The organism is Flagellimonas okinawensis, from assembly GCF_029194005.1.
GTDB classification, from domain to species: Bacteria; Bacteroidota; Bacteroidia; order Flavobacteriales; family Flavobacteriaceae; genus Flagellimonas; species Flagellimonas okinawensis.
On the sequence record NZ_JARFVA010000004.1, the window covers coordinates 83,482 to 107,392 of the forward strand.

Sequence of the window (23,911 nt, forward strand, 5' to 3'; positions counted from 1 at the left end):
GAAATTAAAAAGCCGAAAATCGCCAGTCAGTCAGAAAGACCGGGTGCAAATGCTTTGGAGCACGAAGCCATTTACATTATGCGCGAGGTAGCGGCACAGTTTGAAAAACCAGTCCTGCTATTTTCAGGAGGAAAGGATTCCATAACATTGGTGCGTTTGGCACAAAAGGCATTTTGGCCCGCCAAGATACCCTTCCCATTAATGCATATCGATACAGGTCACAACTTTCCCGAAACCATCGAGTTCAGGGATAAACTTGTAGAGGAATTGGGGGTTGAGTTGATCGTACGAAATGTGCAGGACTCCATTGATGAGGGTAAAGTAGTGGAGGAGACCGGAAAATATGCCAGCAGGAACATGCTCCAGACCACGACTTTATTGGATGCCATTGAAGAATTCAAGTTCGATGCCTGTATCGGCGGAGCAAGAAGAGATGAAGAAAAGGCAAGGGCGAAGGAGCGCATCTTTTCCGTGCGGGACGATTTTGGACAATGGGACGAAAAAAACCAAAGACCGGAATTGTTCGATATGTTGAACGGAGAAATAGAAATAGGCCAGAATGTTAGGGTTTTCCCTATCAGTAATTGGACCGAATTGGATGTATGGAGCTATATCCAAAAAGAAAATATTGAGATCCCATCCATTTATTTTGCGCACAAACGAAACACCTTCCTAAGGGATGGATTGATTTGGTCGGCAGAGGACGATGTCGTATTCAGGGCCGATGATGAACAAGTAGAGGAACGAATGGTGCGTTTTAGAACCGTCGGTGATATGAGTTGTACGGCTGCCGTTGAATCTTATGCCGATACCATTGATAAAGTGGTGGCAGAGATCAGGGACTCCAGAATATCGGAACGTGGTGCACGTATTGATGACAAGCGCTCCGAAGCGGCCATGGAAAAAAGAAAGCAACAAGGATATTTTTAAAGGGAAAAAAACGAATGGAAGTTTTAAAGATAGCAACAGCAGGAAGTGTAGATGATGGTAAAAGTACCTTGATCGGAAGATTGCTTTATGATACAAAGTCGATGACCGATGATAAATTAGAGGCCATTGAGCGAACCAGCAAACAAAAAGGATATGATTATCTTGATTTTTCACTGGCGACCGATGGTCTGGTGGCGGAAAGAGAGCAGGGAATCACCATCGATGTGGCCCATATCTACTTTTCTACACCGTCCAAAAGCTACATTATTGCCGATACTCCCGGACATGTGGAATATACACGAAACATGGTGACCGGTGCATCGACCTCACAAGCATCGATAATTTTGATAGATGCCCGAAAGGGAGTGATAGAGCAGACACACCGTCACTTTTTCATCAATAACCTCTTAAGGGTCAAAGATGTAATAGTGGCCATCAATAAAATGGATCTCGTTGATTTCTCGGAAGAGACCTATAATAAAATCAAATCCGATTTCGAGGAATTGATGGGAAAAAGGGATTACCAGGACCAGACCATTACTTTTATTCCGGTAAGTGCCCTAAAAGGAGACAATGTGGTCAACCGCTCCGAGAATACACCTTGGTACGAAGGACAGACCTTATTGGAGCATTTGGAAGCCTTGGACCAAAAAGATATTTACAATACAGGGACACCCCGTTTCCCCGTACAATATGTAATCCGACCCAAAACTGAGGATTTCCATGATTTTCGTGGATTTGCCGGAAAAGTTTATGGTGGTGAGTTGAATGTCGGCGACGAAGTAGTGGTTTTGCCCTCAATGACGCGTTCCAAGATCAAGGACATTTATTTTTATAACGAACAATATAAGACCGCACCAAGAAGGTCTTCCGTGACCATCACCTTGGAAGATGAGGTAAATGTGAGCAGAGGGGATATGTTGGTCAAGGTAGGTGACCTACCGACCGTGGACAAACAATTGACCGCAACGGTGTCTTGGATGGATAGTGCCAACTTTGTGCCAGGGGGTAAATATGTGCTTCAACACGGAGTAAACAAAGTACTGGCCAAGGTGGATGCCATCGAACACAAGATCCACCCGGATTATTCTGGGATCGAGGAGAATGTGACCGCACTTCAGATGAACGATATAGCAAAGGTAAAGCTAAGGTTGAACAAGCCTATTTTCTATGATAGGTTCAAAGATCATCGAACCAATGGCTCGTTCATTATTATCGATAGTAGAACAAACAATACTGCAGGCGTAGGATTTATTGATTAGTATTCTTCCATTTAGCTGGAAGAAGGGGAGTTTATTTTATTTAACTCTATTAAAAAGATAGGAAAACTAGATTATGCAAAGTTTTAGAACAGAAATTGAAAACCCGGTTGTAGAGAAGGACATCATCGAATTGGAGAAAAAAATTCGCCAGTTCAAAGGAGGGGAAGTGGATGAGGAAAAATTTCGTAGCCTCCGACTAGCACGTGGGGTATACGGACAACGCCAACCAGGAGTTCAAATGATTCGAATCAAGCTGCCCTATGGTAAAGTGACTTCCAATCAATTACTGAGAATCGCCGATGTTTCGGATGAATATTCCAGAGGACGTTTGCATATCACTACCCGCCAGGATATCCAGATACATTATGTGGATTTGGAGAGGACGCCGGAATTATGGGCCCAATTGGAAAAAGATCAGGTGACACTTCGCGAGGCCTGTGGTAATACGGTACGCAATGTGACCGCTAGTGAAACTGCTGGAATCGATGTGAACGAACCTTTCGATGTTTCTCCCTATGCCCAAGCTGTGTTCGAATACTTCCTTAGAAACCCCATCGGACAGGAGATGGGAAGAAAGTTCAAGGTTTCTTTTTCGGCCAGTGATGCGGATACGGGTTTGTCCTACATGCACGACCTTGGGTTTATTGCAAAGGAAAAAGATGGTGAAAGAGGTTTTAAAGTGATGTTGGCCGGAGGTCTGGGATCACAGCCACGGCATGCCGACGAGCTTTATGAGTTTTTGCCCACAGATAAAATTATTCCACTGATGGAAGGTGTGATCCGTGTATTTGACAGATACGGTGAACGTAAAAGTAGGGCCAAGGCCAGGATGAAATTTTTGTTGAAGGATTTGGGACTGGAAGGCTTCAAAGCTTTGCTGGAAGAAGAACAAACCGCCATTCCACATAAAACCTTTTCCATTAATGTTGATGATTACCCAGAAGTAAAGGTCGCTACGGTTGAAACCCCTGAGGTTTCCATCGAAGACCAAGAAGCTTTTGAACAGTGGAAATCGACCAACTTGGTGCCTCAAAAACAGGAAGGCTATGTGGCCATCGGTATTAAAGTGCTTTTGGGTGATTTTTATACCGATAAAGCCCGTGAGCTCGCCAAATTGGTAAAGGATTTTGCCGCAGGAGAGATTCGTTTGTCGCTCAGACAAAACATACTGATTCCTTACGTAAAAGAGGACTTGGTTCCTTTCATTTATCAAGAATTGAAAAAACTTGGATTTGCAGAAGCAGGTTATAACAAGGCATTGGACATTACGGCCTGTCCAGGGACCGATACCTGTAACCTTGGTATTGCGAGCAGTACGGGAATCGCAGATGAGTTGGAGAGAGTGATCAAGGCCGAATACCCACAGTACATCAAGAATCCGGATGTTGTAATCAAAATCAGTGGATGTATGAACGCTTGTGGGCAGCACAATATGGCACACATAGGCTTTCAGGGCATGTCTGTTAGAACCAAGGATAAATTGGTAGCTCCTGCACTTCAAGTGTTGTTGGGAGGAGGGAATTATGGCGATGGTAGGGCGAGATTTGCCGATAAAGTTGCCAAGATTCCAAGTAGGAGGGGACCACAGGCACTCCGTCTTATTTTAGATGATTTTGAAGCCAACGGAAACGGGAAATCATTTACCGACTATTATGAGGATAAGGGGCAGATTTATTTTTACGACTTCCTTAAACCTTTGACGGATGTGGACAATCTTACCCAAGAAGATTTTATCGACTGGGGCAATGAGGAAAAATATAAAAAAGAGATAGGTGTCGGAGAATGTGCAGGGGTCATAGTGGATTTAGTGGCCACATTGTTCTTCGAAAGCCAAGAGAAGATAGAAAATGCCGAGGAGGCCATTAAAGAAGGCAAATGGGCAGCAAGTATCTATTATTCGTATCAATCCATCGTGAATTCTGCCAAGGCATTGTTGACAGCAGAAAAGGTAAAGACCAATACACATGCCAGTATCATCAAGGATTTTGATAAACTATATGTGGAATCAAATAAAATAGCCTTCGAAGGAGGGTTTGAACAAGTTGCCCTTCAACTGAATAAAAACGAACCGTCTGAATCATTTGCAAAAAGCTATGTGGAAGATGCCAAAACAGTGCTGCAGCGATTGGAAGCGTTCAGAAAAATGGAGTTGGAACATGTATAGTGGAAAATTGACGGTAGTAGGAGCGGGTCCAGGTGACGTGGATTTGATAACCCTCAAAGGTATAAAGGCTTTGCAGAACGCGGATGTGGTCTTGTATGATGCCTTGGTGTCCAAGGAATTATTAGATCATGCACCACAGGCCGAACAAGTCTTTGTTGGCAAACGCAAGGGCTGCTATGCCTATCAGCAAGAACAGATCAATGATTTAATAGTTGAGCGAGCTGCAAGAGGACTAAAGGTTGTGCGGTTAAAAGGTGGTGATCCATTTGTATTTGGGCGAGGCGCCGAAGAGATGGAGCATGCCGCTTCATTCGGAATTGAAGTTGCCGTGGTACCGGGTATTTCATCCTCAGTTTCCGTACCGGCATCACAAAACATACCGGTTACCAAAAGAGGTGCTGCGGAGAGTTTTTGGGTAATCACCGGAACGACCAAGGAGCACAAGTTGTCCAGTGATGTGGCTTTGGCGGCAAAGTCCAATGCCACCGTCATTATTCTTATGGGCATGTCCAAGCTCAGGGAGATCATGGAGCTCTTTAAAGAAGAAGGAAAAGAAAAAACTCCGGTGGCCATCATACAAAATGGAACAACGGAAAAAGAAAGAATTGGTATTGACACTGTTGCTTCCATTGAGCACAGGGCAAAGGAGCAGCAGTTGTCCAATCCAGCGATCATAGTAATCGGGGAGGTGGTCAACCACCGAAAAAGCATATTGGATATTCAACGTGAATACCAAGTACAGGGAAATAAATTGCAAGAAAAAGTTTAAACCAAATGTCAGCTCGTTAGGCCCCTGAGCGAAGCCAAAGGGACTTTCAAGACGAATTAAAAGTAGAATTATGATAAAAACAGATATCATTATAATCGGAGCAGGGCCCACTGGGTTATTTACCGTGTTCGAAGCGGGATTGCTCAAACTAAAATGCCATTTGATAGATGCCTTGGCACAGCCCGGAGGACAATGTTCGGAGATTTATCCAAAAAAGCCCATTTACGATATTCCTGCCTACCCAGAGATTTTGGCAGGTACTTTAGTGGATAATCTAATGGAGCAGATCAAACCGTTTGAGCCTGGCTTTACCTTGGGAGAGCGAGCAGAAACCTTGGATAAGCAAGAAGATGGGTCGTTCATTGTTACAACGAACAAAGGGACAAAGCACCATGCACCGGTCGTGGTTATTGCGGGAGGACTTGGTTCTTTTGAACCCAGAAAACCACTGATCCCAAATATAGAGCTCTTTGAAAGCAAGGGAGTGGAGTATATGGTGAAGGACCCTGAACAGTTCCGTAATAAAAAAGTGGTGATATCCGGTGGTGGTGACTCCGCATTGGATTGGGCCATTTTCTTGGCCGATGTAGCTTCCGAGGTATCCCTGGTACACCGAAGAAATGAGTTCCGAGGAGCATTGGACTCGGTAGAGAAGGCACGTGAACTCGCCAAGATCGGTAAGATCAAATTGTACACGGAAGCAGAGGTAAAGGAAATTCATGGTAAGGACGAATTGCATGCCGTAGTCATAAAATATAATGACGACGCAAAAGACGATTCCTACGTGGAAACCGATTACTTTATTCCTTTGTTCGGACTGTCGCCCAAATTGGGACCATTGGGTAATTGGGGCTTGGAAATCGAGAAAAATGCCATAAAGGTGAACAACGCCAAAGATTATCAAACTAATATTCCGGGCGTATTTGCCATAGGTGACGTGAATACCTATCCGGGCAAGTTGAAATTAATCCTTTCAGGATTCCATGAAGCTGCCGTAATGTGCCAGTATGCCTATCAAATTATCAATCCGGACAAAAGGTTTGTGATGAAGTACACCACTGTTGGCGGAGTACAGGGATTTGACGGTTCCAAAAAGGAAGCGAAGAAAGAAGTGGTGCAGAGCATCAGTTAAAAAAAAAGTTTTTTGAAGAGAAAAGGCCTTCCAGAAGCAATTTTGGAAGGTTTTTTTGCTTTTCACTTAGGAGTGCCGTTTCTTTGCGGTTCAGTTCATTTATAAATTGAAAGTGTTATCAAGAAAGGTGGAGGGATTGGACCCTGTGAAGCCTTAGCAACCCTCGACTTCGAGAAGGTGCTACATTCTACCCCTGTGCTGAACTTGTTTTAGGACCTGATGGAGTATTCATACCTGCCATTAAGTAAAAGGGGACGGATAACTAACGAATACATCACAGTATCCATGCACTTTTCTTGATCTCACTACATCCTTTTTTAAGGCAAATATTACTATGGGAAAGATTGAAGATATTTTGAAGGAACGGATTTTAGTGCTGGATGGGGCCATGGGCACCATGCTACAGCGCCATAAATTCAAGGAAGAGGATTTTAGGGGCGAGCGTTTCAAGGATTGGCCAAGTGATTTGCAAGGTAATAACGATTTGTTGTCTTTGACCCAACCGGAGGCCGTAAAAGATGTCCATCGCAAATTTTTGGAAGCAGGTGCCGATATAATCGAAACCAATACATTTTCGGGCACTACCATTGCAATGGCCGATTACGGTATGGAAGAGCTGGTGTACGAACTGAATTATGAATCGGCCAAGATCGCAAAAGAGGTCGCGGACGAGTTCACAGAAAAGGACCCCAAAAAACCAAGATTTGTGGCAGGGAGTATCGGTCCTACGAATAAAACCGCCAGTATGTCACCTGATGTGAACGACCCAGGTTTTCGTGCAATCTCGTTCAATGAACTCCGAATTGCCTACAAACAACAGGTAGAGGCACTTTTGGATGGTGGAGCCGATATACTTTTGGTGGAAACCATTTTTGATACACTCAATGCAAAGGCAGCTCTTTTTGCCATTGAGGAAGTAAAGGATGAAAGAAATATAGAAGTTCCAGTAATGGTCAGTGGTACCATTACCGATGCTTCGGGAAGGACTTTATCAGGACAGACGGCCGAAGCCTTTTTAATTTCCATCTCTCATATCCCTATATTATCGGTAGGGTTCAATTGCGCCTTGGGAGCCAAACAATTGGTGCCCCATTTGGAAGTGGTCTCGGCAAAGGCGGAGTTTGCCATTTCAGCCCACCCCAATGCAGGATTGCCGAATGCCTTTGGTGAATATGATGAAAGCCCGGAGCAAATGGCAGTTCAGATCAAGGAATATGTAGAAAAAGGATTGGTCAACATTGTAGGCGGATGCTGCGGGACAACACCTGAACACATCAAAGCAATAGCAGAGGTGGTAAAGGATTATCAACCAAGAAAACTTCTGACACCAGCATAGTTTAAGTTTATGGCAACGAGTAATCAACAACGAGTTTTACGCCTGAGTGGTCTCGAACCATTGGTGGTAACCCCGGAAAGCAATTTCATCAATGTGGGGGAACGAACCAATGTGGCAGGGTCCAAACGATTTTTAAGGCTGATCAAGGAGGAAAAGTTTGATGAGGCATTGGACATCGCTCGCGAGCAGGTGGAAGGTGGTGCGCAGATTATCGACATCAATATGGATGATGGTCTGATCGATGGAAAGGTAGCGATGGTCAGGTTCTTGAATCTAATCGTATCCGAACCGGATATTGCCCGAGTGCCCATTATGATCGATAGCTCCAAATGGGAGATTATCGAGGCCGGTTTGCAGGTAGTGCAAGGCAAATGTGTGGTTAATTCAATAAGCCTTAAAGAAGGCAAGGAAGAGTTTGTCCATCATGCCAAACTGATAAAAAGATATGGTGCCGCGGTAATCGTCATGGCATTCGATGAAGTGGGGCAAGCCGATACCCTGGAACGTCGAAAGGAAATAGCGAAACGTTCTTATGATATTCTGGTAAATGAAGTGAATTTTCCGCCAGAGGACATCATTTTTGATCTGAACATATTCCCAGTGGCGACCGGTATGGACGAGCATAAGAACAACGCCATCGATTTTATCGAAGGAACACGATGGGTTCGTGAGAACCTTCCCTATTGTAGTGTCAGTGGAGGGGTGAGCAATGTTTCGTTCTCGTTTAGGGGGAACAATCCCGTTCGTGAGGCCATGCATTCTGCGTTTTTGTTCCATGCCATCAAAGCGGGTTTGAATATGGGAATCGTAAACCCGACGATGTTGGAGGTGTACGATGATATTCCCAAGGATTTGTTGGAACATGTAGAAGATGTTTTGCTCAACAGAAGGGAAGATGCCACTGAGCGTTTGTTGGAGTTTGCAGAAACCGTGGTGGGTACGGCAAAGGAAAGTAAAGTTGATCTGTCTTGGCGGAAAGAGCCGCTTCAAGATAGGATCACCCGAGCCCTAGTTAAAGGAATTGATCAATACATCATTGAAGATGTTGAGGAGGCACGCCAGCAGGCTGCGAAGCCTTTACAAGTTATAGAGGGCAACCTGATGACGGGAATGAACGTGGTCGGGGACTTGTTCGGTAGTGGAAAAATGTTTTTGCCTCAGGTGGTAAAATCAGCCAGGGTGATGAAAAAGGCCGTAGCTTATCTGACCCCATATATTGAAGCATCAAAAGATAAGGATGCGAAAGCAGCCGGAAAAATATTGATGGCCACGGTAAAAGGAGATGTCCACGATATTGGAAAGAACATCGTGAGTGTGGTTCTGGCCTGTAACAATTACGAAATCGTGGATTTGGGTGTGATGGTGCCTCCGGAAAAAATCATCAATAGGGCCAAAGAAGAGCAAGTCGATATCATTGGTCTCAGCGGATTGATTACCCCATCTTTGGACGAAATGGTATTCTTGGCCAAAGAAATGGAGCGCCAAAACTTTGAGGTACCCCTTTTAATCGGTGGGGCCACAACGAGTAAGGCCCATACAGCGGTTAAAATTGATCCTCAATACAGCAATGCCGTAGTACACGTAAACGATGCATCCAGGGCCGTGACCGTTGTGGGCGACCTGTTACAGGAGGAGACTTCGGTAACATATAAAAAATCGATTAAGCTGGATTACGAGAGTTTTAGGGATAAATTTTTGAACCGTTCCAAGCAAAAGGAATATTTGACATTGGAGCAGGCCAGAAAGAATAAATTTCAAATCGAGTGGAAATCGTCCGATATCAAAAGGCCGAACCAATTGGGGATTCAGGTTTTGGAGGATTTTGATTTGACGCGGTTGGAAGAGTATATTGATTGGTCCCCCTTTTTCAGAAGCTGGGACCTACACGGTAGATATCCTGATATTCTGACGGATAGTGTTGTTGGTGAACAGGCTAAGGAACTCTTCAGGGATGCCAAGGTACTGTTGCAACAGGTCTTGGATGAAAAACTGTTAAAGGGTAAGGCTATCTTTGGATTGTTTCCTGCCAATCAAATCGATGAGGATGATATTGAAGTTGATAAGGAAGGAGAAACTTTCATTTTTAGAACGCTTCGCCAACAACTAAAAAAACGTGAAGGAGTCCCAAATATAGCACTGGCGGATTTTATCGCTCCAAAGGATTCAGGAATTGATGATTACATGGGCTTCTTTTGTGTAAGCACAGGATTCGGGACGCAGGAATTGGCATCGCAATATGAGAAAAACCACGATGATTATAATTCCATTATGATCAAAGCTTTGGCCGACAGGTTGGCTGAGGCATTTGCGGAATATCTTCATAGAGAGGTGAGAACCAAATACTGGGGCTACGCCGTGGATGAAAATCTGGACAATGAAGCATTGATCAAAGAAAAATACCAGGGAATAAGACCCGCCCCGGGTTATCCAGCCTGTCCGGACCATTTAGAAAAATTGACCATTTGGGATCTGTTGGACGTGGAGGAAAAAATAGGGGTTCGACTCACCGAAAGTTTGGCGATGTGGCCAGCAGCAAGTGTAAGTGGCTATTATTTTGGCCACCCAGAGGCCAAGTATTTTGGATTGGGCAAAATAGAACAAGACCAAGTCCATGACTTTGCTGAACGAAAAAATATTAAATTGGAGGAAGCCCAAAAGTGGTTGGCTCCCAACATAGTTGACGAATAGCAAATGAAAATTACCGATCACATAAAGAAAGCCCAAGGGGAAACCTTGTTCAGTTTTGAGATTGTACCACCAGTAAAGGGCAAGAGCATTCAGGAACTCTATAACAATATCGACCCGTTGATGGAGTTCAAGCCACCTTTTATTGATGTGACGACCTCTCGGGAAGAATATATCTACAAGGAAAAAGATGGTTTGTTGGATAAAAAACTGACCCGTACCCGACCCGGGACCTTGGGTATCTGTGCCTCTTTAAAACATAAGTACGATGTGGATACGGTGCCTCATGTATTGTGCGGAGGGTTTACCAAGGAGGAGACCGAGTATCTTCTTGTGGACTGTCAGTATTTGGAGATTGAAAATGTTATGGCTTTGCGCGGCGATGCCCGTAAAGAGGAAAAATATTTTACGCCCACCAAAGGTGGACATCAGTATGCAACTGAATTGGTGAAGCAGATCCAAGATATCAACGAAGGAAATTATTTGCACGATACGATACAGTCCAGTGATTTGAGCAGTTTCTGTATCGGGGTTGCAGGTTATCCGGAAAAGCATATGGAAGCCCCGTCGCTTCAGTCCGATTTAAAACGTTTAAAGGAAAAGGTCGATTTGGGAGCGGACTATGTGGTGACCCAAATGTTTTTCGATAATCAAAAATTCTTTGAATTTGTGAAGGCTGCAAGGGATATGGGAATTGATGTACCCATAATTCCAGGAATTAAGCCGATTGCCGTTAAACGTCACCTGCAACTCTTGCCCCAAGTTTTTAGGGTGGATATTCCACAGGACTTGATCGACTCGGTTGAGGCCTGTAAGGACAACAAGGCGGTACGTCAAGTTGGGGTAGAGTGGGCCATTCAACAATCCAAGGAATTAAGGGAGGCCGGTGTACCCGTATTGCATTATTATTCCATGGGTAAATCAGATAATGTGAAGGCCATTGCCAAGGAACTTTTTTAATTTCCTACATTAGCGCCCCATGAGGCACCTACTTTGCTCATTATTTCTGTTCGCTTGTTTTTTTGGATTTTCCCAAGATGGGGATGTTCCAAAAAAATACTCTTTGGATTTCAGTCAATTTTATGGTTCGGTTGCTCTGCACAACCCCGATATTTCGCACCTGATAACCAATCACCCTGGAGGAATTATCCTTGGTTTTAACAGGAAACGTTACGGCCACCAAGATTGGGAGGCTGATCTGGGCTATCCGGACACTGGATTTTCCTTCGTTTATCAGGACATGAACAATGCCACCCTTGGAAGGCATTATGGGCTGTACGCGCATTATAATTTCTACTTTTTTAAAAGGAACCTGCAATTCAGGGTCGCTCAAGGAGTGTCCTATAATACAAATCCTTATGATAGGGACAATAATTTCAGGAACAATGCCTATGGCAGTCACCTACTGAGCTCCACCATGCTCATGTTCAACTATAACAGGGAGAATATAGTGGCGGGTATTGGGTTGAAGGCCGGTGTTGCCCTAATACATTATTCCAATGCTAATTTTAAGGCCCCAAATACTTCTACCAACACAGTGGCATTTAATCTTGGGCTCACCTACGATTTTAACAGGGATGTGGACCCTGAGTATCTGACCCCGGAAGCAAAGGAGAAAATCAAGGAACCTATTCGATATAATCTGGTACTTCGCGGTGGTGCCAACGAAAGTGATGTGATCAATATGGGGCAGTATGGTTTTGCCATTGTGTCCGCATATGCAGATAAGCGTTTGGGGAACCGCAGTGCGATTCAATTGGGAACCGATATTTTCTTTTCCAATTTTTTGAAGGAATTGATACGTTATCAATCCATTGCATTTCCGGAACTGAATGTTGAACCAGACACGGATTATAAAAGGGTAGGTCTATTTTTGGGGCATGAATTGTTTGTGAACAAATTGAGCGTAGTGGCTCAATTGGGTTATTATGTATATTATCCTTTTGATTTTGAGGGTAGAATGTATAACAGGATCGGCTTGAAACGATATTTTGGTGATAGAATATTCGGAGCTGTAACTTTAAAATCCCACGGGGCCAAGGCAGAGGCCATTGAATTTGGAATAGGAGTAAGATTATAGAATTTAGATGCTGGAATTCAGAAGTTTATATAGGTTTAAGGATGTCATCTCGGGCACAGTCGAAAGATGCTTTACGTTGGCTATTTTTCTATTATTGCTTTCCTGTAACGGCGACAATGTTCCCGATTGTTTTCAAAATGCTGGTGACATTGTGCGACGACCAATTGAGGTTTCTGACTTCAATACACTAACCGTATTCGAAAACCTGAACGTAGTGTTGAAGCAGGGCGATGAACAAATAGTGGAGATTGAAACAGGGGAGTTCCTCTGGAACGATGTTTCCGCAACTGTCGAAAATAACCGTTTGATCTTGAGAAATGAAAACAGTTGTAATTATGTTCGCGATTACGGCTTGACCACAGTATACATCACTTCACCAAATCTCACTGAAATACGAAGCAGCACAGGGCTCCTGATTTCCAGTGATGGGGTGCTGTCATATCCAAGCCTAAACCTATTGGCGGAAAGTTTCATCAATCCCGATACGGAAACAACCGATGGTTCTTTTGATTTGAACCTGAATTCGACTACGATCAGAATTACAGTGAACGGCATAGCCTACTTCAAGCTGCAGGGAAATACAGAAAACCTGAACGTGTCAGTGGCTGCAGGGGATTCCAGGGTGGAAGCGGAAAACCTGGTTGCTACAAATGTGGCCGTAAACCATAGGGGGTCCAATGATGTTTTTGTGAATCCACAACAACGGTTGAGCGGGGTGATTCGAGGAACAGGTAATGTAATCAGTGTCAATACACCCCCAGAAGTTAACGTCGAGGAACTTTTTAACGGTAAATTGATCTATCAGGATTGACGGTGGACAAACTATGACAATGGTTTGTGGCGGCCATTCATTTTCTCAGTAAATTCGATATTCAAATCGAGCTATTGGGAACTCTTCTCTCACATATCAAAAAAATGCTCTTTGGTCCTCCAGAAGTAAAACCATTGGAAGGACTTCATGGGCAGGAAAAGGCCGAAACTATTTTTAATAACCTGATTGCGGAAGACAAGGTTCCTGGTTTGGCAGTTACTATTTTAAATAAAGGGCAAGTGGTGCTCCAGAAAGGATACGGTTTTGCCGATCTTGATAGAAAAATCGAGGCGGATGCACAACGAACGGTTTTCCGTATTGCGAGCATTTCCAAATGTATCACAGGTCTGGCCTTGGGTAAAATGGTAGAAGACGGCATGATCGATCTGGACGAATCTTTTTATACTTATGTGCCATACTACCCTCAAAAGAAATACGATTTTACACTCCGTCAATTAGCGAGTCACACCGCCGGTATTCGCGGGTACCGGGGCAAGGAATTTGCATTGAACCAAGATTTATCCATCAAGGATGGTATAAAGGTTTTTAAGGACGACCCCTTGTTTTTTAAACCTGGGAACGGTTATTTGTACAATAGTTTTGATTTTGTGCTGTTGTCCTTGGCCATGCAAGAAGCCAGTGGGGTATCCTTTCCACAATATGTGAATGATAATATTTTGACAGCCCTGGGGTTAAAGAACACCTGCTCTCCCAAGGATATGGGCAAAGTTTCATGCACATTGGAGAGCAACACTCAGTTTTACACAAGGCGTTCGGGTAACTTCCTAAAAGCAGTTGAGGTTAACAACGCCTATAAATTGGCAGGGGGCGGTTACCTGTCGACTTGCGAGGACATCGCCATTTTGGGACAGGCCATTTTAGAGCGAAAATTACTTAAGAACGAAACCTACGAGGAGTTACTTGCTTCCCAAATTATAGAAGGAGAGCCCACGTATTATGGTCTTGGATTCCAGGTGAGCCGGGACTTCCATGGCAGAAAATTTATAGGGCACATTGGAAGCAGCGTTGGGGCCTATACCAACCTTTTTATATACCCAGAACAGGAAATAGTAATCGTTATCCTCATCAATTGTACGGACCCAAAAATCCAAACAGAATTGGATCTTGCCATTACTTCAATATTTGAGGCCGTTACTTAGGCCTTGCTTACTGCCCCTTCCTCGAATTCCAGTGCATATTTTTTACAAAGGTCAAACGTATCGGTGATATCTTCCATTGTTGTCCTAGGATTAATGAGGCACATTCGAAGTACGATCTGTCCATTTAAAATGGTAGTCACCAGCATGGCCTGCCGAGAATCCATCACTTTTCCCGAAATATACTGGTTGATTTTGTCCAATTCCTTTTCGGAATATTTTTTATTTATCGGATTGTACCTAAAATTGATCACCGCCAGGGTGGCAGGGAATACCACTTCCCAACTTTTACTGCCACGCAGCATTGTTTCCACCTCTTCCGCCAAATCAATGTTGTAGGTGATGGCATCACGGAATTCTTTTAAACCAAAGGTTTTTAGTGACATGTAAAACTTCAAGGCTCTAAACCTTCGCGTTAATTGTATGCCGTGATCGTAAAAATTGATCTCGGAGGTATTTCCTTCGATATCCCTTAAATATTCAGGTTTTTCGGTAAAGGTGTGGCTTAGGTTTTTGTGGTTTCTTACCAATAGACATCCCATTTCATAAGGTTGAAAGAACCATTTATGGGGGTCGACCGTGAGGGAATCCGCTTTTTCAATTCCTTTCATGGCCTGTTTTCCTTTTTGGGACAAAATGGCGGCACCGCCGTAGGCACCATCAATATGGAACCAGATATCCTCTTTCTTGCATATTTTTCCCAGTTCCACCAATGGATCTACGGTTCCTGTGTTCGTGGTTCCCGCAGTGGCGATCAAACAAAATGGATATAGACCTTCCAGTCTATCCTTGGCAATACAGTTTTTCAACTTGTTCACCGAATACTTAAGTTCGCTGTCCGTGGGAATAATTCTGATCTGCTCCTTTTTAAAGCCCAATACCCGAATTGCTTTAATGTTGGACGAGTGGGCCTGATCGGAAAGGTAGATTACGGCATTTGAGAAATCATCCCCGCATTTTATTCTGCGAGCGGTTACCACTGCGGTAAGGTTGGCCATAGAACCACCGCTGGTAAAAATGCCTCCTCCTTTTTTCTTGGGAAAACCAAAAATCTTCAACAGCCACTGAATGGTCACGATCTCCAGTTCTGCCGCAGCAGGACTTGCGGCCCAACCACCAGAGAAGATATTGTATCCCGTGGCGAGTGCATCCGCCATTACGCTGACATAATTGCTGGGTCCGGGAACAAAAGAAAATGATTTGGGATGGGCCATATTGGCACTGTTGGTCATCACTTTTTCCAGTACAAATTCAAGAACCTTGGACGGGTCGGAGCCTTCTTCAGGGGCTTCCTCCAAAAAGAGTGAGTCCATTTCTTCCCGCGATCCAAGAGCGACCGGTAATTTTTCGTGTTGGGTCGCATGGTGCTCAACAATGGCATCCACAACTTGATGCCCATAGGTTTTCATCTCTTCTTTGGAGAGTTCCAATCTGGCGTTGTTCTTCTTCATATAACCGTTTTCTTCTGTATGGCAAAAGTACCATATTTGGAACGGTTTTCCATCCCATTTTGGATGGTTGTTCCATTAGTTTTAACAATAGGGATATTAAGCCGTGAGTTCGGTGAAAAGGCTTTCCAGGTTTTTGTTCTTTCTGCTCAGCTGTAGTGTTTTTAGTTTATTGTCGTGGGCAAAATCGAACACGGCAGGTCGCATGTCCTTGGAAGTGCCAAAGGTAATCTCGTAGACAAATCCCCCGGTATTCTTTACCTTGGTAACGTTGGGCATTTGATTTAGCAACTGTTCTTCCACGCGATAATCAAATTCCACCTCAATGATCTGTTCCTCAGCTTCACGAAGTTCTTCCAGCTTTTTGTCGGCAACCAATTCGCCTTTATTGATGATGATCACACGGTCGCACACGGCTTCAACCTCTTTCATAATATGTGTGGAGAGCAAAATGGTCTTTTCCTTGCCTATGGTACGGATGAGCTTTCTTATTTCGATCAACTGGTTGGGGTCGAGACCTGTCGTTGGTTCATCAAGAATCAGAACTTCCGGGTCGTGCAAAAGAGCTGCCGCAAGACCTACACGCTGGCGATAACCTTTGGACAACTGACCAATTTTTTTGTGCGCCTCCGGGGTTAATCCCGTTTGTTCGATAACCGCATTGATTTTGGACTTGTCCACTTTATAAACATCCGCATTAAAGGATAGGTATTCCTTAACGTACATCTCCAAATACAATGGATTGTGCTCTGGTAAATACCCGATACTTTTTTGAACGTCTTTTTCCGCTTCCAAAACATTAAATCCATTAACGGTAGCTTCCCCATTGTCTGCTTTGTAATAAGTGGTCAAGATGCGCATCATGGTTGATTTTCCTGCACCGTTAGGACCTAAAAAACCAACTACTTCCCCTTTGTTGATGGTAAAGGATACATTGTTCAATGCCTTTTGGGTGCCGAAAGTTTTGGTGATGTTCTGTACTGTAATGGACATTCAAAATCTTTTTAATGATTCCAAAAATACACTTTTAGCGGTTTTAATCCTTGACTTTCAATATCAAGGATATTATTCTTTTCATCTTTTTTAAAAAAACCATTTAAGGGGAATTCACAATAAAGTGTCGTTTTCGTAAAATAAAACGCAGCAAAAAGATCAATTTCAAAAAAAATCAAAAAAAAATTGGGAATCTCTGTGTGTTTCCAATTGAATAGCTAAATTAGCCACCAATTAATGGAATGATGACAAACACGTATTTCTGGAACCGTTTTTATTTTTACTTCTTTTTTGGGAGAGAAGCGGGACTGTTATAGATACGTTTAAAGTATAACCAATTTATAAAGTCCCGATACATCGGGACTTTTTTTTTGCAATGGAATTAAAAGTTGCCATACAAGGAATAAAGGGTTCCAACCACCACCAGGTTGCCACGGACTTTTTTGGGGAAAATATAGAACTGCTTGAATGTAGTTCCTTTGATGCCGTTATAGACAGTTTGATGGTAGGTGCCGCGGACAAGGGTATCATGGCTATAGAGAACTCAATTGCCGGTTCAATAATTCCCAATTACAATTTGGTCTACCACAATAATATCCACGTAATAGGGGAACATTATCTGAACATTCACCATAACCTTATGGTTATGCGGGGCAAAACTTTTGAGGACATCCAAGAGGTGCATTCACACCCCATGGCATTGTTGCAGTGCAAGGAATTCTTTAAATCGCACCCACAGATCAAGTTGGTAGAAAGTGTGGACACGGCAGAGACGGCGAAACGAATCAAAGAGGAAGATTTGGGGCATATTGCCGCGATAGCACCTAAAATGGCCGCTGAACTATATGATTTGGAGATTATTGCTGACAACATTCAGACCATTGTGAACAATTCCACCAGGTTCATCATCTTGAAAAAACAGAACAAGGTACTGCCGGAAGAGGAGATCAATAAGGCATCCTTGAGATTTATAACAGATCACAAAAGAGGCAGTTTGGCCACGGTGCTCAACGTGATGAGCGATTGCAATATGAACCTTACCAAAATTCAGTCCTTGCCCGTCATCGAAACCCCATGGAAGTATGCCTTTTTTGTGGATGTCACTTTTGATAAATACGAGCACTTTGCCAAAACCAAATCTTTGATGCATATCATGGCAGAGGATTTTAAGGTGTTGGGCGAATATAAAAATGCATTATTGTAATGATTACAGCAGATCGATTAAATAACATACAGGAATATTACTTCTCTAAAAAGTTAAGGGAAGTCAGGGGATTGATGGCCGAAGGCAGACCAATCATCAATATGGGAATTGGCAGTCCCGATTTGGCACCCTCGCCACAGGTCCTGGAAACTTTAAGGGATTCCATCATAGAAGCCGGTGCCCATCAGTATCAGAGCTATCAAGGGTTACCTGAATTAAGGACCGCAATTGCCGATTTTTATTTGCAGAAGTTTGATGTGTCGGTTGACTCAAATTCCGAGATTTTACCTTTAATGGGTTCTAAAGAAGGGATTATGCACATCAGTATGGCCTTTTTAAATGAAGGGGACGAGGTGCTTTTGCCCAACCCTGGGTACCCGACCTATGCGTCCGTAACAAACTTGGTAGGTGGGGTGCCTGTCACTTACGACCTAAAAGCAGAAAATGGTTGGTTCCCTGATTTAGAGGAACTTTCCAAGAAAGATTTGTCCAAAGTAAAGTTAATGTGGATCAGTTATCCGCATATGCCAACCGGAGCTACAGCGACAAAAGAGCAATTGAAGTCTTTGGTAAATTTTGCCAAGGAGAATGAAATCCTTTTGGTCAACGACAATCCATACAGTTTTGTGCTGTCCACTAATCCAACCAGTATTCTGTCTATTCAAGGAGCTAAAGATTGCACTTTAGAGCTGAACAGTTTGAGCAAAACATTCAATATGGCGGGTTGGCGTGTTGGGATGGTACTAGGGAGTGCAGAGCACATCAACGCAGTGTTGAAGGTGAAAAGCAATATGGATTCTGGAATGTTCTACGGAATACAGAAAGGTGCAGTTGCCGCATTGAAGAGCGGCCCAGAATGGTTTGAAGCATTGGATAAGGTGTACAAAACACGACGCGAGTTGATGTTTCAATTGGCAGATAAATTGGGCTGTACCTATGATAAAAATGCGGTAGGAATGTTTGTTTGGTGCAAACTGCCAAATGGAGCAGCACCATCTGAAGAATTTATTGATAACGTATTATACGACAAAGATATTTTTATTGCCCCAGGGACCATATTTGGGAGCAATGGAGAGGGCTATATCCGTTTTTCACTTTGTGTAAGCGAAGAAAAAATCAAAGAGGCCATAGAAAGATTTTAGCTTATGAGAGTAGTGATTATAGGAGTTGGACTGATCGGCGGTTCTTTTGCCATGGATGTAAAAAAGTTACATCCTGATGCTGAAATTATCGGTGTGGACAAAAGTGAAGAGCATTTGGATGAAGCCCTTCAGCTACAAATCATAGATAAAAAAGGGGATTACTCGGCTTTGTCAAATGCGGATTTGGTTTATGTGGGAATCCCGGTCAATGTTTTGGTCACCGAATTGCCCAACATATTGGATGCGGTTGGAGATGAAACCGTGGTAATGGATGCCGGTTCCACCAAACGATTAATCTGTGAGCAAGTTGCTGAACATCCGAACCGAAGGAATTTCATGGCCTGTCACCCCATTGCGGGTACTGAATTTTCTGGACCGGCCGCAGCGTTTCAGGGCTTGTATACAGGTAAGACGATGATTATTTGCGAAGTGGAAAAAACAGCTTTCAAGCTTCAAGAAAGAGCTTTGGCCATTTTTCAAGATATAGGGATGCGTATTCGGTACATGAATCCCGAGGCACACGATAAACATATAGCGTACGTATCTCATTTATCACACATTAGCTCTTTTATGTTGGGAAAGACAGTTATCGAGAAAGAAAAAAATGAGCGTGATATTTTTGACATGGCGGGGAGTGGTTTTGAGAGCACTGTTCGCTTGGCAAAAAGTTCACCCGATATGTGGACGCCAATATTTGAACAGAATAAAGATAATGTTGTGGAAACATTGGAAGAATACATTCAAAACCTTACCACGTTTAAGCAATTGATTTTGGACAATGATTTTGAAAATGTCCACCAAGAAATGAGTAACACCAATAAAATAAAACAAATACTAAAAGGAATACCACTTACAAAAAAATAGAGAGTATTATGGAAAACAAAAAGGAAATGAGGAAATGGTTGGATGACATGGATTTAGGTCATCCATTGGTTGTGGCTGGACCATGCAGCGCTGAAACCGAAGATCAAGTGTTGAAAATAGCACATGAGCTAAAGGATACCGATGTAAGCTATTACCGCGCTGGAATCTGGAAACCAAGAACTCGTCCAGGTAATTTTGAAGGAGTAGGAGCCATCGGATTGAAGTGGTTGCAAAAAGTAAAAGAAGAAACCGGTCTTAAAACAGCTACCGAAGTTGCCAATAGAGCGCACGTAGATCTTGCCTTGGAGCACGATGTCGATCTGTTGTGGATCGGAGCACGTTCCACGGTAAGTCCATTTATCGTTCAAGAAATTGCAGATGCTTTGGAAGGAACGGATAAAATTGTTCTGGTAAAGAACCCTGTTAACCCGGACCTATCGCTTTGGTTGGGCGCAGTGGAGCGCTTGCACTCTGCCAATATTGAAAAATTGGGTGTGATTCACAGGGGTTTCTCCACTTACGAGAAAACAAAATACCGTAATATTCCGGAATGGCAGTTGGCCATTGAGCTACAGACCAAGTTCCCCGATCTACCTATTATCAACGATCCTAGTCACATTACAGGAAAGCGCGATATGGTGTTCGATGTGTCCCAAACCGCGCTGGATTTGAATTTTGATGGTTTGATGATCGAAACGCATTACGATCCGGATAATGCATGGAGCGATGCAGCCCAGCAAGTAACTCCCAAAACCTTGATTCAAATGATGAAGGATTTGCGTATTAGGAAGGAGACTGATGAGGAGGCGGAATACAATAACAATTTGAGCAATCTCAGAGCACAGATCGATGTTTTGGACAATCAACTGATCGACCTTTTGGGAAAAAGAATGAAGGTTTCCGACGGAATTGGAGAGTTGAAAAAACAAAAGAACGTAGCAGTCCTTCAAAGTAACCGTTGGAACGCCATTTTGGGCAATATGATCTTGGAAGGTGAACAAAGAGGATTGAGCGAAGAGTTTGTTTTGAAAATGTTCAAGGCAATTCACCAAGAATCCATCAACCACCAAGAAAAGATCATCAACGCATAAGCTGATTTTTAGCTAGGCTGATTCAAGAACTATTTGTGGTCCCAATAAATATGGGCTGCAAATAGTTTTTTTGTTTTAAACTGTAACAAAATGGTAACAGGGTCATCTTTGAAAAGTAAAAACACTCTATCATGAAAAAAATATACACACTAAGTCTTCTCTTGCTTCCCTTGTTCATGTTCTCGCAGCGAATCATTGATACGGAAGTCGGTGAATTCAACAAAATCAAAGTTTTTGATCTTATCGAGGTCAATCTGATCCAATCCGATGAAAATAAGATCATGATCAAAGGCTGGAATGTAGATGACATTAAATGGTCCAACAAAAATGGGACCTTGAAACTGAGAATGCAATTGGATAAAAAATTTCAGGGAGAGGACACCATGATCGAAGTCTATTATACCAATTTGGATGTCATAGATAGCAACGAAGGTGCTCAGATTACCTGTAACGAAATGGTTCAAAAAAGTAAGATAGAGCTTCGTGCCCAAGAAGGTGCCATGATCCATATTGGCATGGATGTGGACTATGCGGAGGTCAGAGCGGTTACCGGAGGTATTGTAAGGGCATCCGGATTGGCCAAAAACCAAAGTGTTGTGCTGAATACAGGAGGTATTTTTGAGGGAAGGGAATTAAGGACCACTACAACCGATGTTAAAATTTCAGCCGGGGGCGAAGCCGATGTCTTTGCTTCGGAAATGGTAGACATAAATGTAAGGGCCGGAGGAGATGTATACGTGTACGGAAATCCGGAAAAAGTGAATAAAAGAACCTTTGTGGGCGGAAGAGTCTATATTAAGGATTAATGAAACTTGTTGCCAAAAAAAGGCCCTCCAATATTGGAGGGCCTTTTTTTTCGGGAAAGAAATCGAGTTTACTTTTTAAAGATGTATCTCGTGATAAAAATTCCTTGTCCATCGCCTTTTCCGGCCTCACTTTCAACTCCGCTTACTACAAAGGCCAGTTCCCATCCGTTGGAAACCATATCATTGATCATGGAAGTGATCATGGCATCATTGGCCGCAATGTTCTGGAAACGGATTCCGCCGATATTGTAGAAGTTTAAAAGTTTCGTCTCTTCGAAGTTCTTTACTCTGATCTCACTCCTGCTGGATTTATTTCGAGAGTTGTCATCCTCCGTTTGGACACTGGTATATTCCTTGTAATCCTTGTCCTCAAGGGCATTGATGATTCGAGATCTTCCCAGTCCGTTGGGTACGATCGATTCCACACTGGTAATAACATGGTACTGCTGTGCACTCATGGTCAATGTAGCTGCAAAAAGCACTACTGTTGCCAAAACAAATTTTTTCATACTACTTTAAGTTATTGATTGTTAAAACTCTTATTAAAGATATACAACGAAAAACAAGGAATATTGTTTCTTTGCAATCAAAATATAAACAAATAGTGAACGGAACTGTTTATAAATCAACTGGAAGCTGGTATACCGTAAAGTCCTCGGATGGAGAATTTTACGAGTGTCGCATAAAAGGCAAGTTCCGTACCCAAGGAATAAAAAGCACGAATCCGGTTGCAGTGGGGGACCATGTAGAGTTTAGTTTGGAAAATATTGGAGATGAAACGGTCGGTGTGATTTCTGAAATTGGGGAACGTAAAAACTATATTGTTCGTAAATCGGTGAAACTATCCAAGCAAACCCACATCATCGCCTCTAACCTGGACCAAGTATTCTTATTGGTCACTTTGAACAACCCACCCACTTTTACAAGTTTTATAGACAGGTTTTTGGTTACAGCAGAGGCCTATGATATTCCTGTAGTGCTTCTTTTCAACAAAATGGATGTTTACGGGGATGAAGAAAGGTTTGAAGTGGATTATTTGATGGACCTGTACACCAAGATTGGCTATAAATGTATACGAATAGAGGCCAAACAGGGGAAGAATGTTGATGAGGTAAGGGAACTGATGCTGGGCCGAACTAGTATGTTCGCTGGACATTCCGGAGTAGGAAAATCCACTTTGGTGAATGCGTTGGAACCCGGTCTTAGGTTAAGAACGGCAGAAATATCCGAGCAGCATATGCAAGGCCAGCATACCACAACTTTTGCGGAAATGTACGATCTTTCTTTTGATGCCCAGATCATAGATACACCAGGTATCAAGGGGTTTGGCATCGTGGACATGGAAAAACACGAGATAGGGGACTACTTTCCCGAGTTTTTCGCATTGAAATCGGAATGTAAGTTTAATAATTGCCTTCATTTGGATGAACCCAAGTGTGCTGTAAAGGAAGCATTGGAAAATGATGAAATCGCGGCAAGCCGATATCGTAGTTACGTTCAAATGTTAACAGGTGATGAAGATAATCCTTATAGGGAACGATAAATGAGAACAGTATTACAGAGAGTATCCAACGCCAGTGTAACCGTGGATGGTAAAGTAATTTCCTCCATGGATACTGGCCTTTTAGTGCTTTTGGGCATAGAAGATGCTGATACAAATGCGGATATAGACTGGTTGACCAATAAAATTTTAAACCTTCGGATTTTCAATGATGAAAATGAAGTGATGAACCATTCTGTCTTGGATGTTGATGGAGATATTATCGTTGTCAGTCAATTTACCTTGCACGCATTAACCAAAAAGGGCAATCGGCCATCCTATATCAAAGCTGCCAAGCCTGATGTTGCGGTTCCCATGTATGAAGAGTTTATCGAGGTTTTGGAAAAAAAACTCGGCAAAAAAGTAGGGACGGGTATATTTGGTGCAGACATGAAAGTCGAACTACTTAATGATGGTCCAGTGACCATTACCATGGATACAAAAAATAAGGAATAATTACTTTTTGTCGAAAAAATTGTTTTAATTGTAGGAAATTG

Annotated in this window: 21 protein-coding genes and 1 riboswitch; of the genes, 18 read left to right on the top strand and 3 right to left on the bottom strand. The window is 42.9% G+C overall.

Annotated features, from left to right (window positions below; all coding sequences use genetic code 11):
* Window positions 1-18 precede the first annotated feature (18 nt).
* The 11 genes from cysD to PY091_RS12455 all read left to right on the top strand — a co-directional run bounded on the left by cysD (window position 19) and on the right by PY091_RS12455 (window position 14,329).
* Window positions 19-930, top strand: coding sequence for a sulfate adenylyltransferase subunit CysD (gene cysD / locus PY091_RS12405; RefSeq protein ID WP_275650189.1), 912 nt, complete (start codon window positions 19-21; stop codon window positions 928-930).
* A 14-nt stretch (window positions 931-944) separates the two neighbouring features.
* Entirely contained in the window at window positions 945-2,192 is a 1,248-nt protein-coding gene (locus PY091_RS12410; protein ID WP_275649987.1) for a sulfate adenylyltransferase subunit 1, read from the top strand.
* Window positions 2,193-2,265: 73 nt separating this feature from the next.
* Window positions 2,266-4,356: a HEPN domain-containing protein gene (locus PY091_RS12415; protein WP_275649988.1), complete on the top strand. Its 2,091-nt coding sequence runs from the start codon at window positions 2,266-2,268 to the stop codon at window positions 4,354-4,356.
* Complete coding sequence (cobA, locus tag PY091_RS12420; RefSeq protein WP_275649989.1) at window positions 4,349-5,125, top strand: uroporphyrinogen-III C-methyltransferase; 777 nt, start codon at window positions 4,349-4,351, stop codon at window positions 5,123-5,125. Before PY091_RS12415 ends, cobA begins: the two co-directional genes overlap by 8 nt.
* 70 nt (window positions 5,126-5,195) lie before the next feature.
* Window positions 5,196-6,257: an NAD(P)/FAD-dependent oxidoreductase gene (locus tag PY091_RS12425; protein WP_275649990.1), complete on the top strand. Its 1,062-nt coding sequence runs from the start codon at window positions 5,196-5,198 to the stop codon at window positions 6,255-6,257.
* Between the two features lie 112 nt (window positions 6,258-6,369).
* Window positions 6,370-6,483, top strand: a riboswitch (SAM riboswitch).
* Between the two features lie 108 nt (window positions 6,484-6,591).
* Window positions 6,592-7,593, top strand: a complete 1,002-nt coding sequence (locus PY091_RS12430) for a homocysteine S-methyltransferase family protein (protein WP_275649991.1) — start codon at window positions 6,592-6,594, stop codon at window positions 7,591-7,593.
* A gap of 9 nt (window positions 7,594-7,602) precedes the next feature.
* The gene (gene metH, locus PY091_RS12435) at window positions 7,603-10,281 is read left to right on the top strand and encodes a methionine synthase (RefSeq protein WP_275649992.1); all 2,679 of its coding nucleotides are present in this window, start codon (window positions 7,603-7,605) and stop codon (window positions 10,279-10,281) included.
* Window positions 10,282-10,284: 3 nt separating this feature from the next.
* Complete coding sequence (metF, locus tag PY091_RS12440; RefSeq protein WP_275649993.1) at window positions 10,285-11,238, top strand: methylenetetrahydrofolate reductase [NAD(P)H]; 954 nt, start codon at window positions 10,285-10,287, stop codon at window positions 11,236-11,238.
* Between the two features lie 19 nt (window positions 11,239-11,257).
* A complete protein-coding gene (locus tag PY091_RS12445; protein ID WP_275649994.1) occupies window positions 11,258-12,358 on the top strand; it encodes an acyloxyacyl hydrolase in 1,101 nt (366 codons plus the stop codon).
* 7 nt (window positions 12,359-12,365) lie between these two features.
* A complete protein-coding gene (locus tag PY091_RS12450) occupies window positions 12,366-13,169 on the top strand; it encodes a head GIN domain-containing protein (protein ID WP_275649995.1) in 804 nt (267 codons plus the stop codon).
* A 74-nt stretch (window positions 13,170-13,243) separates the two neighbouring features.
* A complete protein-coding gene (locus PY091_RS12455; RefSeq protein ID WP_275649996.1) occupies window positions 13,244-14,329 on the top strand; it encodes a serine hydrolase domain-containing protein in 1,086 nt (361 codons plus the stop codon).
* Here PY091_RS12455 and PY091_RS12460 read toward each other — a convergent pair.
* The gene (locus PY091_RS12460; RefSeq protein WP_275649997.1) at window positions 14,326-15,777 is read right to left on the bottom strand and encodes a pyridoxal phosphate-dependent decarboxylase family protein; all 1,452 of its coding nucleotides are present in this window, start codon (window positions 15,775-15,777) and stop codon (window positions 14,326-14,328) included. The two genes, PY091_RS12455 and PY091_RS12460, sit on opposite strands and share 4 nt — an antisense overlap.
* Before the next feature lie 96 nt (window positions 15,778-15,873).
* Window positions 15,874-16,767: a gliding motility-associated ABC transporter ATP-binding subunit GldA gene (gldA, locus tag PY091_RS12465; RefSeq protein WP_275649998.1), complete on the bottom strand. Its 894-nt coding sequence runs from the start codon at window positions 16,765-16,767 to the stop codon at window positions 15,874-15,876.
* 376 nt (window positions 16,768-17,143) lie between these two features.
* Here gldA and PY091_RS12470 point away from each other — a divergent pair, with 376 nt between their 5' ends.
* The 5 genes from PY091_RS12470 (at window position 17,144) to PY091_RS12490 (ending at window position 21,874) form a co-directional block, all read left to right on the top strand.
* Window positions 17,144-17,971, top strand: coding sequence for a prephenate dehydratase (locus PY091_RS12470; RefSeq protein WP_275649999.1), 828 nt, complete (start codon window positions 17,144-17,146; stop codon window positions 17,969-17,971).
* Window positions 17,971-19,113 (top strand): pyridoxal phosphate-dependent aminotransferase, encoded by a 1,143-nt coding sequence (locus PY091_RS12475; protein WP_275650000.1) that lies wholly within the window; start codon window positions 17,971-17,973, stop codon window positions 19,111-19,113. Before PY091_RS12470 ends, PY091_RS12475 begins: the two co-directional genes overlap by 1 nt.
* Before the next feature lie 3 nt (window positions 19,114-19,116).
* Window positions 19,117-19,977, top strand: coding sequence for a prephenate dehydrogenase (locus PY091_RS12480; protein WP_275650001.1), 861 nt, complete (start codon window positions 19,117-19,119; stop codon window positions 19,975-19,977).
* 8 nt (window positions 19,978-19,985) lie between these two features.
* The gene (locus PY091_RS12485) at window positions 19,986-21,068 is read left to right on the top strand and encodes a bifunctional 3-deoxy-7-phosphoheptulonate synthase/chorismate mutase type II (RefSeq protein ID WP_275650002.1); all 1,083 of its coding nucleotides are present in this window, start codon (window positions 19,986-19,988) and stop codon (window positions 21,066-21,068) included.
* A 131-nt stretch (window positions 21,069-21,199) separates the two neighbouring features.
* On the top strand, window positions 21,200-21,874 hold the full coding sequence (locus tag PY091_RS12490) for a head GIN domain-containing protein (protein ID WP_275650003.1): 675 nt from the start codon (window positions 21,200-21,202) through the stop codon (window positions 21,872-21,874).
* A 68-nt stretch (window positions 21,875-21,942) separates the two neighbouring features.
* Here PY091_RS12490 and PY091_RS12495 read toward each other — a convergent pair whose 3' ends face one another.
* Window positions 21,943-22,383: a hypothetical protein gene (locus PY091_RS12495; RefSeq protein WP_275650004.1), complete on the bottom strand. Its 441-nt coding sequence runs from the start codon at window positions 22,381-22,383 to the stop codon at window positions 21,943-21,945.
* 95 nt (window positions 22,384-22,478) lie between these two features.
* Here PY091_RS12495 and rsgA point away from each other — a divergent pair, with 95 nt between their 5' ends.
* Both rsgA and dtd read left to right on the top strand, forming a co-directional pair.
* Window positions 22,479-23,417 (top strand): ribosome small subunit-dependent GTPase A, encoded by a 939-nt coding sequence (gene rsgA / locus PY091_RS12500; protein ID WP_275650005.1) that lies wholly within the window; start codon window positions 22,479-22,481, stop codon window positions 23,415-23,417.
* Complete coding sequence (dtd, locus tag PY091_RS12505) at window positions 23,418-23,870, top strand: D-aminoacyl-tRNA deacylase (protein WP_275650006.1); 453 nt, start codon at window positions 23,418-23,420, stop codon at window positions 23,868-23,870.
* Window positions 23,871-23,911: the final 41 nt, after the last annotated feature.

Coding starts and splice junctions, on each gene's coding strand:
- PY091_RS12410 (WP_275649987.1), top strand. CDS start 945: ATGGAAGTTTTAAAGATAGCAACAGCAGGAAGTGTAGATGATGGTAAA.
- PY091_RS12415 (WP_275649988.1), top strand. CDS start 2,266: ATGCAAAGTTTTAGAACAGAAATTGAAAACCCGGTTGTAGAGAAGGAC.
- cobA (WP_275649989.1), top strand. CDS start 4,349: ATGTATAGTGGAAAATTGACGGTAGTAGGAGCGGGTCCAGGTGACGTG.
- PY091_RS12425 (WP_275649990.1), top strand. CDS start 5,196: ATGATAAAAACAGATATCATTATAATCGGAGCAGGGCCCACTGGGTTA.
- PY091_RS12430 (WP_275649991.1), top strand. CDS start 6,592: ATGGGAAAGATTGAAGATATTTTGAAGGAACGGATTTTAGTGCTGGAT.
- metH (WP_275649992.1), top strand. CDS start 7,603: ATGGCAACGAGTAATCAACAACGAGTTTTACGCCTGAGTGGTCTCGAA.
- metF (WP_275649993.1), top strand. CDS start 10,285: ATGAAAATTACCGATCACATAAAGAAAGCCCAAGGGGAAACCTTGTTC.
- PY091_RS12445 (WP_275649994.1), top strand. CDS start 11,258: ATGAGGCACCTACTTTGCTCATTATTTCTGTTCGCTTGTTTTTTTGGA.
- PY091_RS12450 (WP_275649995.1), top strand. CDS start 12,366: ATGCTGGAATTCAGAAGTTTATATAGGTTTAAGGATGTCATCTCGGGC.
- PY091_RS12460 (WP_275649997.1), bottom strand. CDS start 15,777: ATGAAGAAGAACAACGCCAGATTGGAACTCTCCAAAGAAGAGATGAAA.
- gldA (WP_275649998.1), bottom strand. CDS start 16,767: ATGTCCATTACAGTACAGAACATCACCAAAACTTTCGGCACCCAAAAG.
- PY091_RS12470 (WP_275649999.1), top strand. CDS start 17,144: ATGGAATTAAAAGTTGCCATACAAGGAATAAAGGGTTCCAACCACCAC.
- PY091_RS12475 (WP_275650000.1), top strand. CDS start 17,971: ATGATTACAGCAGATCGATTAAATAACATACAGGAATATTACTTCTCT.
- PY091_RS12480 (WP_275650001.1), top strand. CDS start 19,117: ATGAGAGTAGTGATTATAGGAGTTGGACTGATCGGCGGTTCTTTTGCC.
- PY091_RS12485 (WP_275650002.1), top strand. CDS start 19,986: ATGGAAAACAAAAAGGAAATGAGGAAATGGTTGGATGACATGGATTTA.
- PY091_RS12490 (WP_275650003.1), top strand. CDS start 21,200: ATGAAAAAAATATACACACTAAGTCTTCTCTTGCTTCCCTTGTTCATG.
- PY091_RS12495 (WP_275650004.1), bottom strand. CDS start 22,383: ATGAAAAAATTTGTTTTGGCAACAGTAGTGCTTTTTGCAGCTACATTG.
- dtd (WP_275650006.1), top strand. CDS start 23,418: ATGAGAACAGTATTACAGAGAGTATCCAACGCCAGTGTAACCGTGGAT.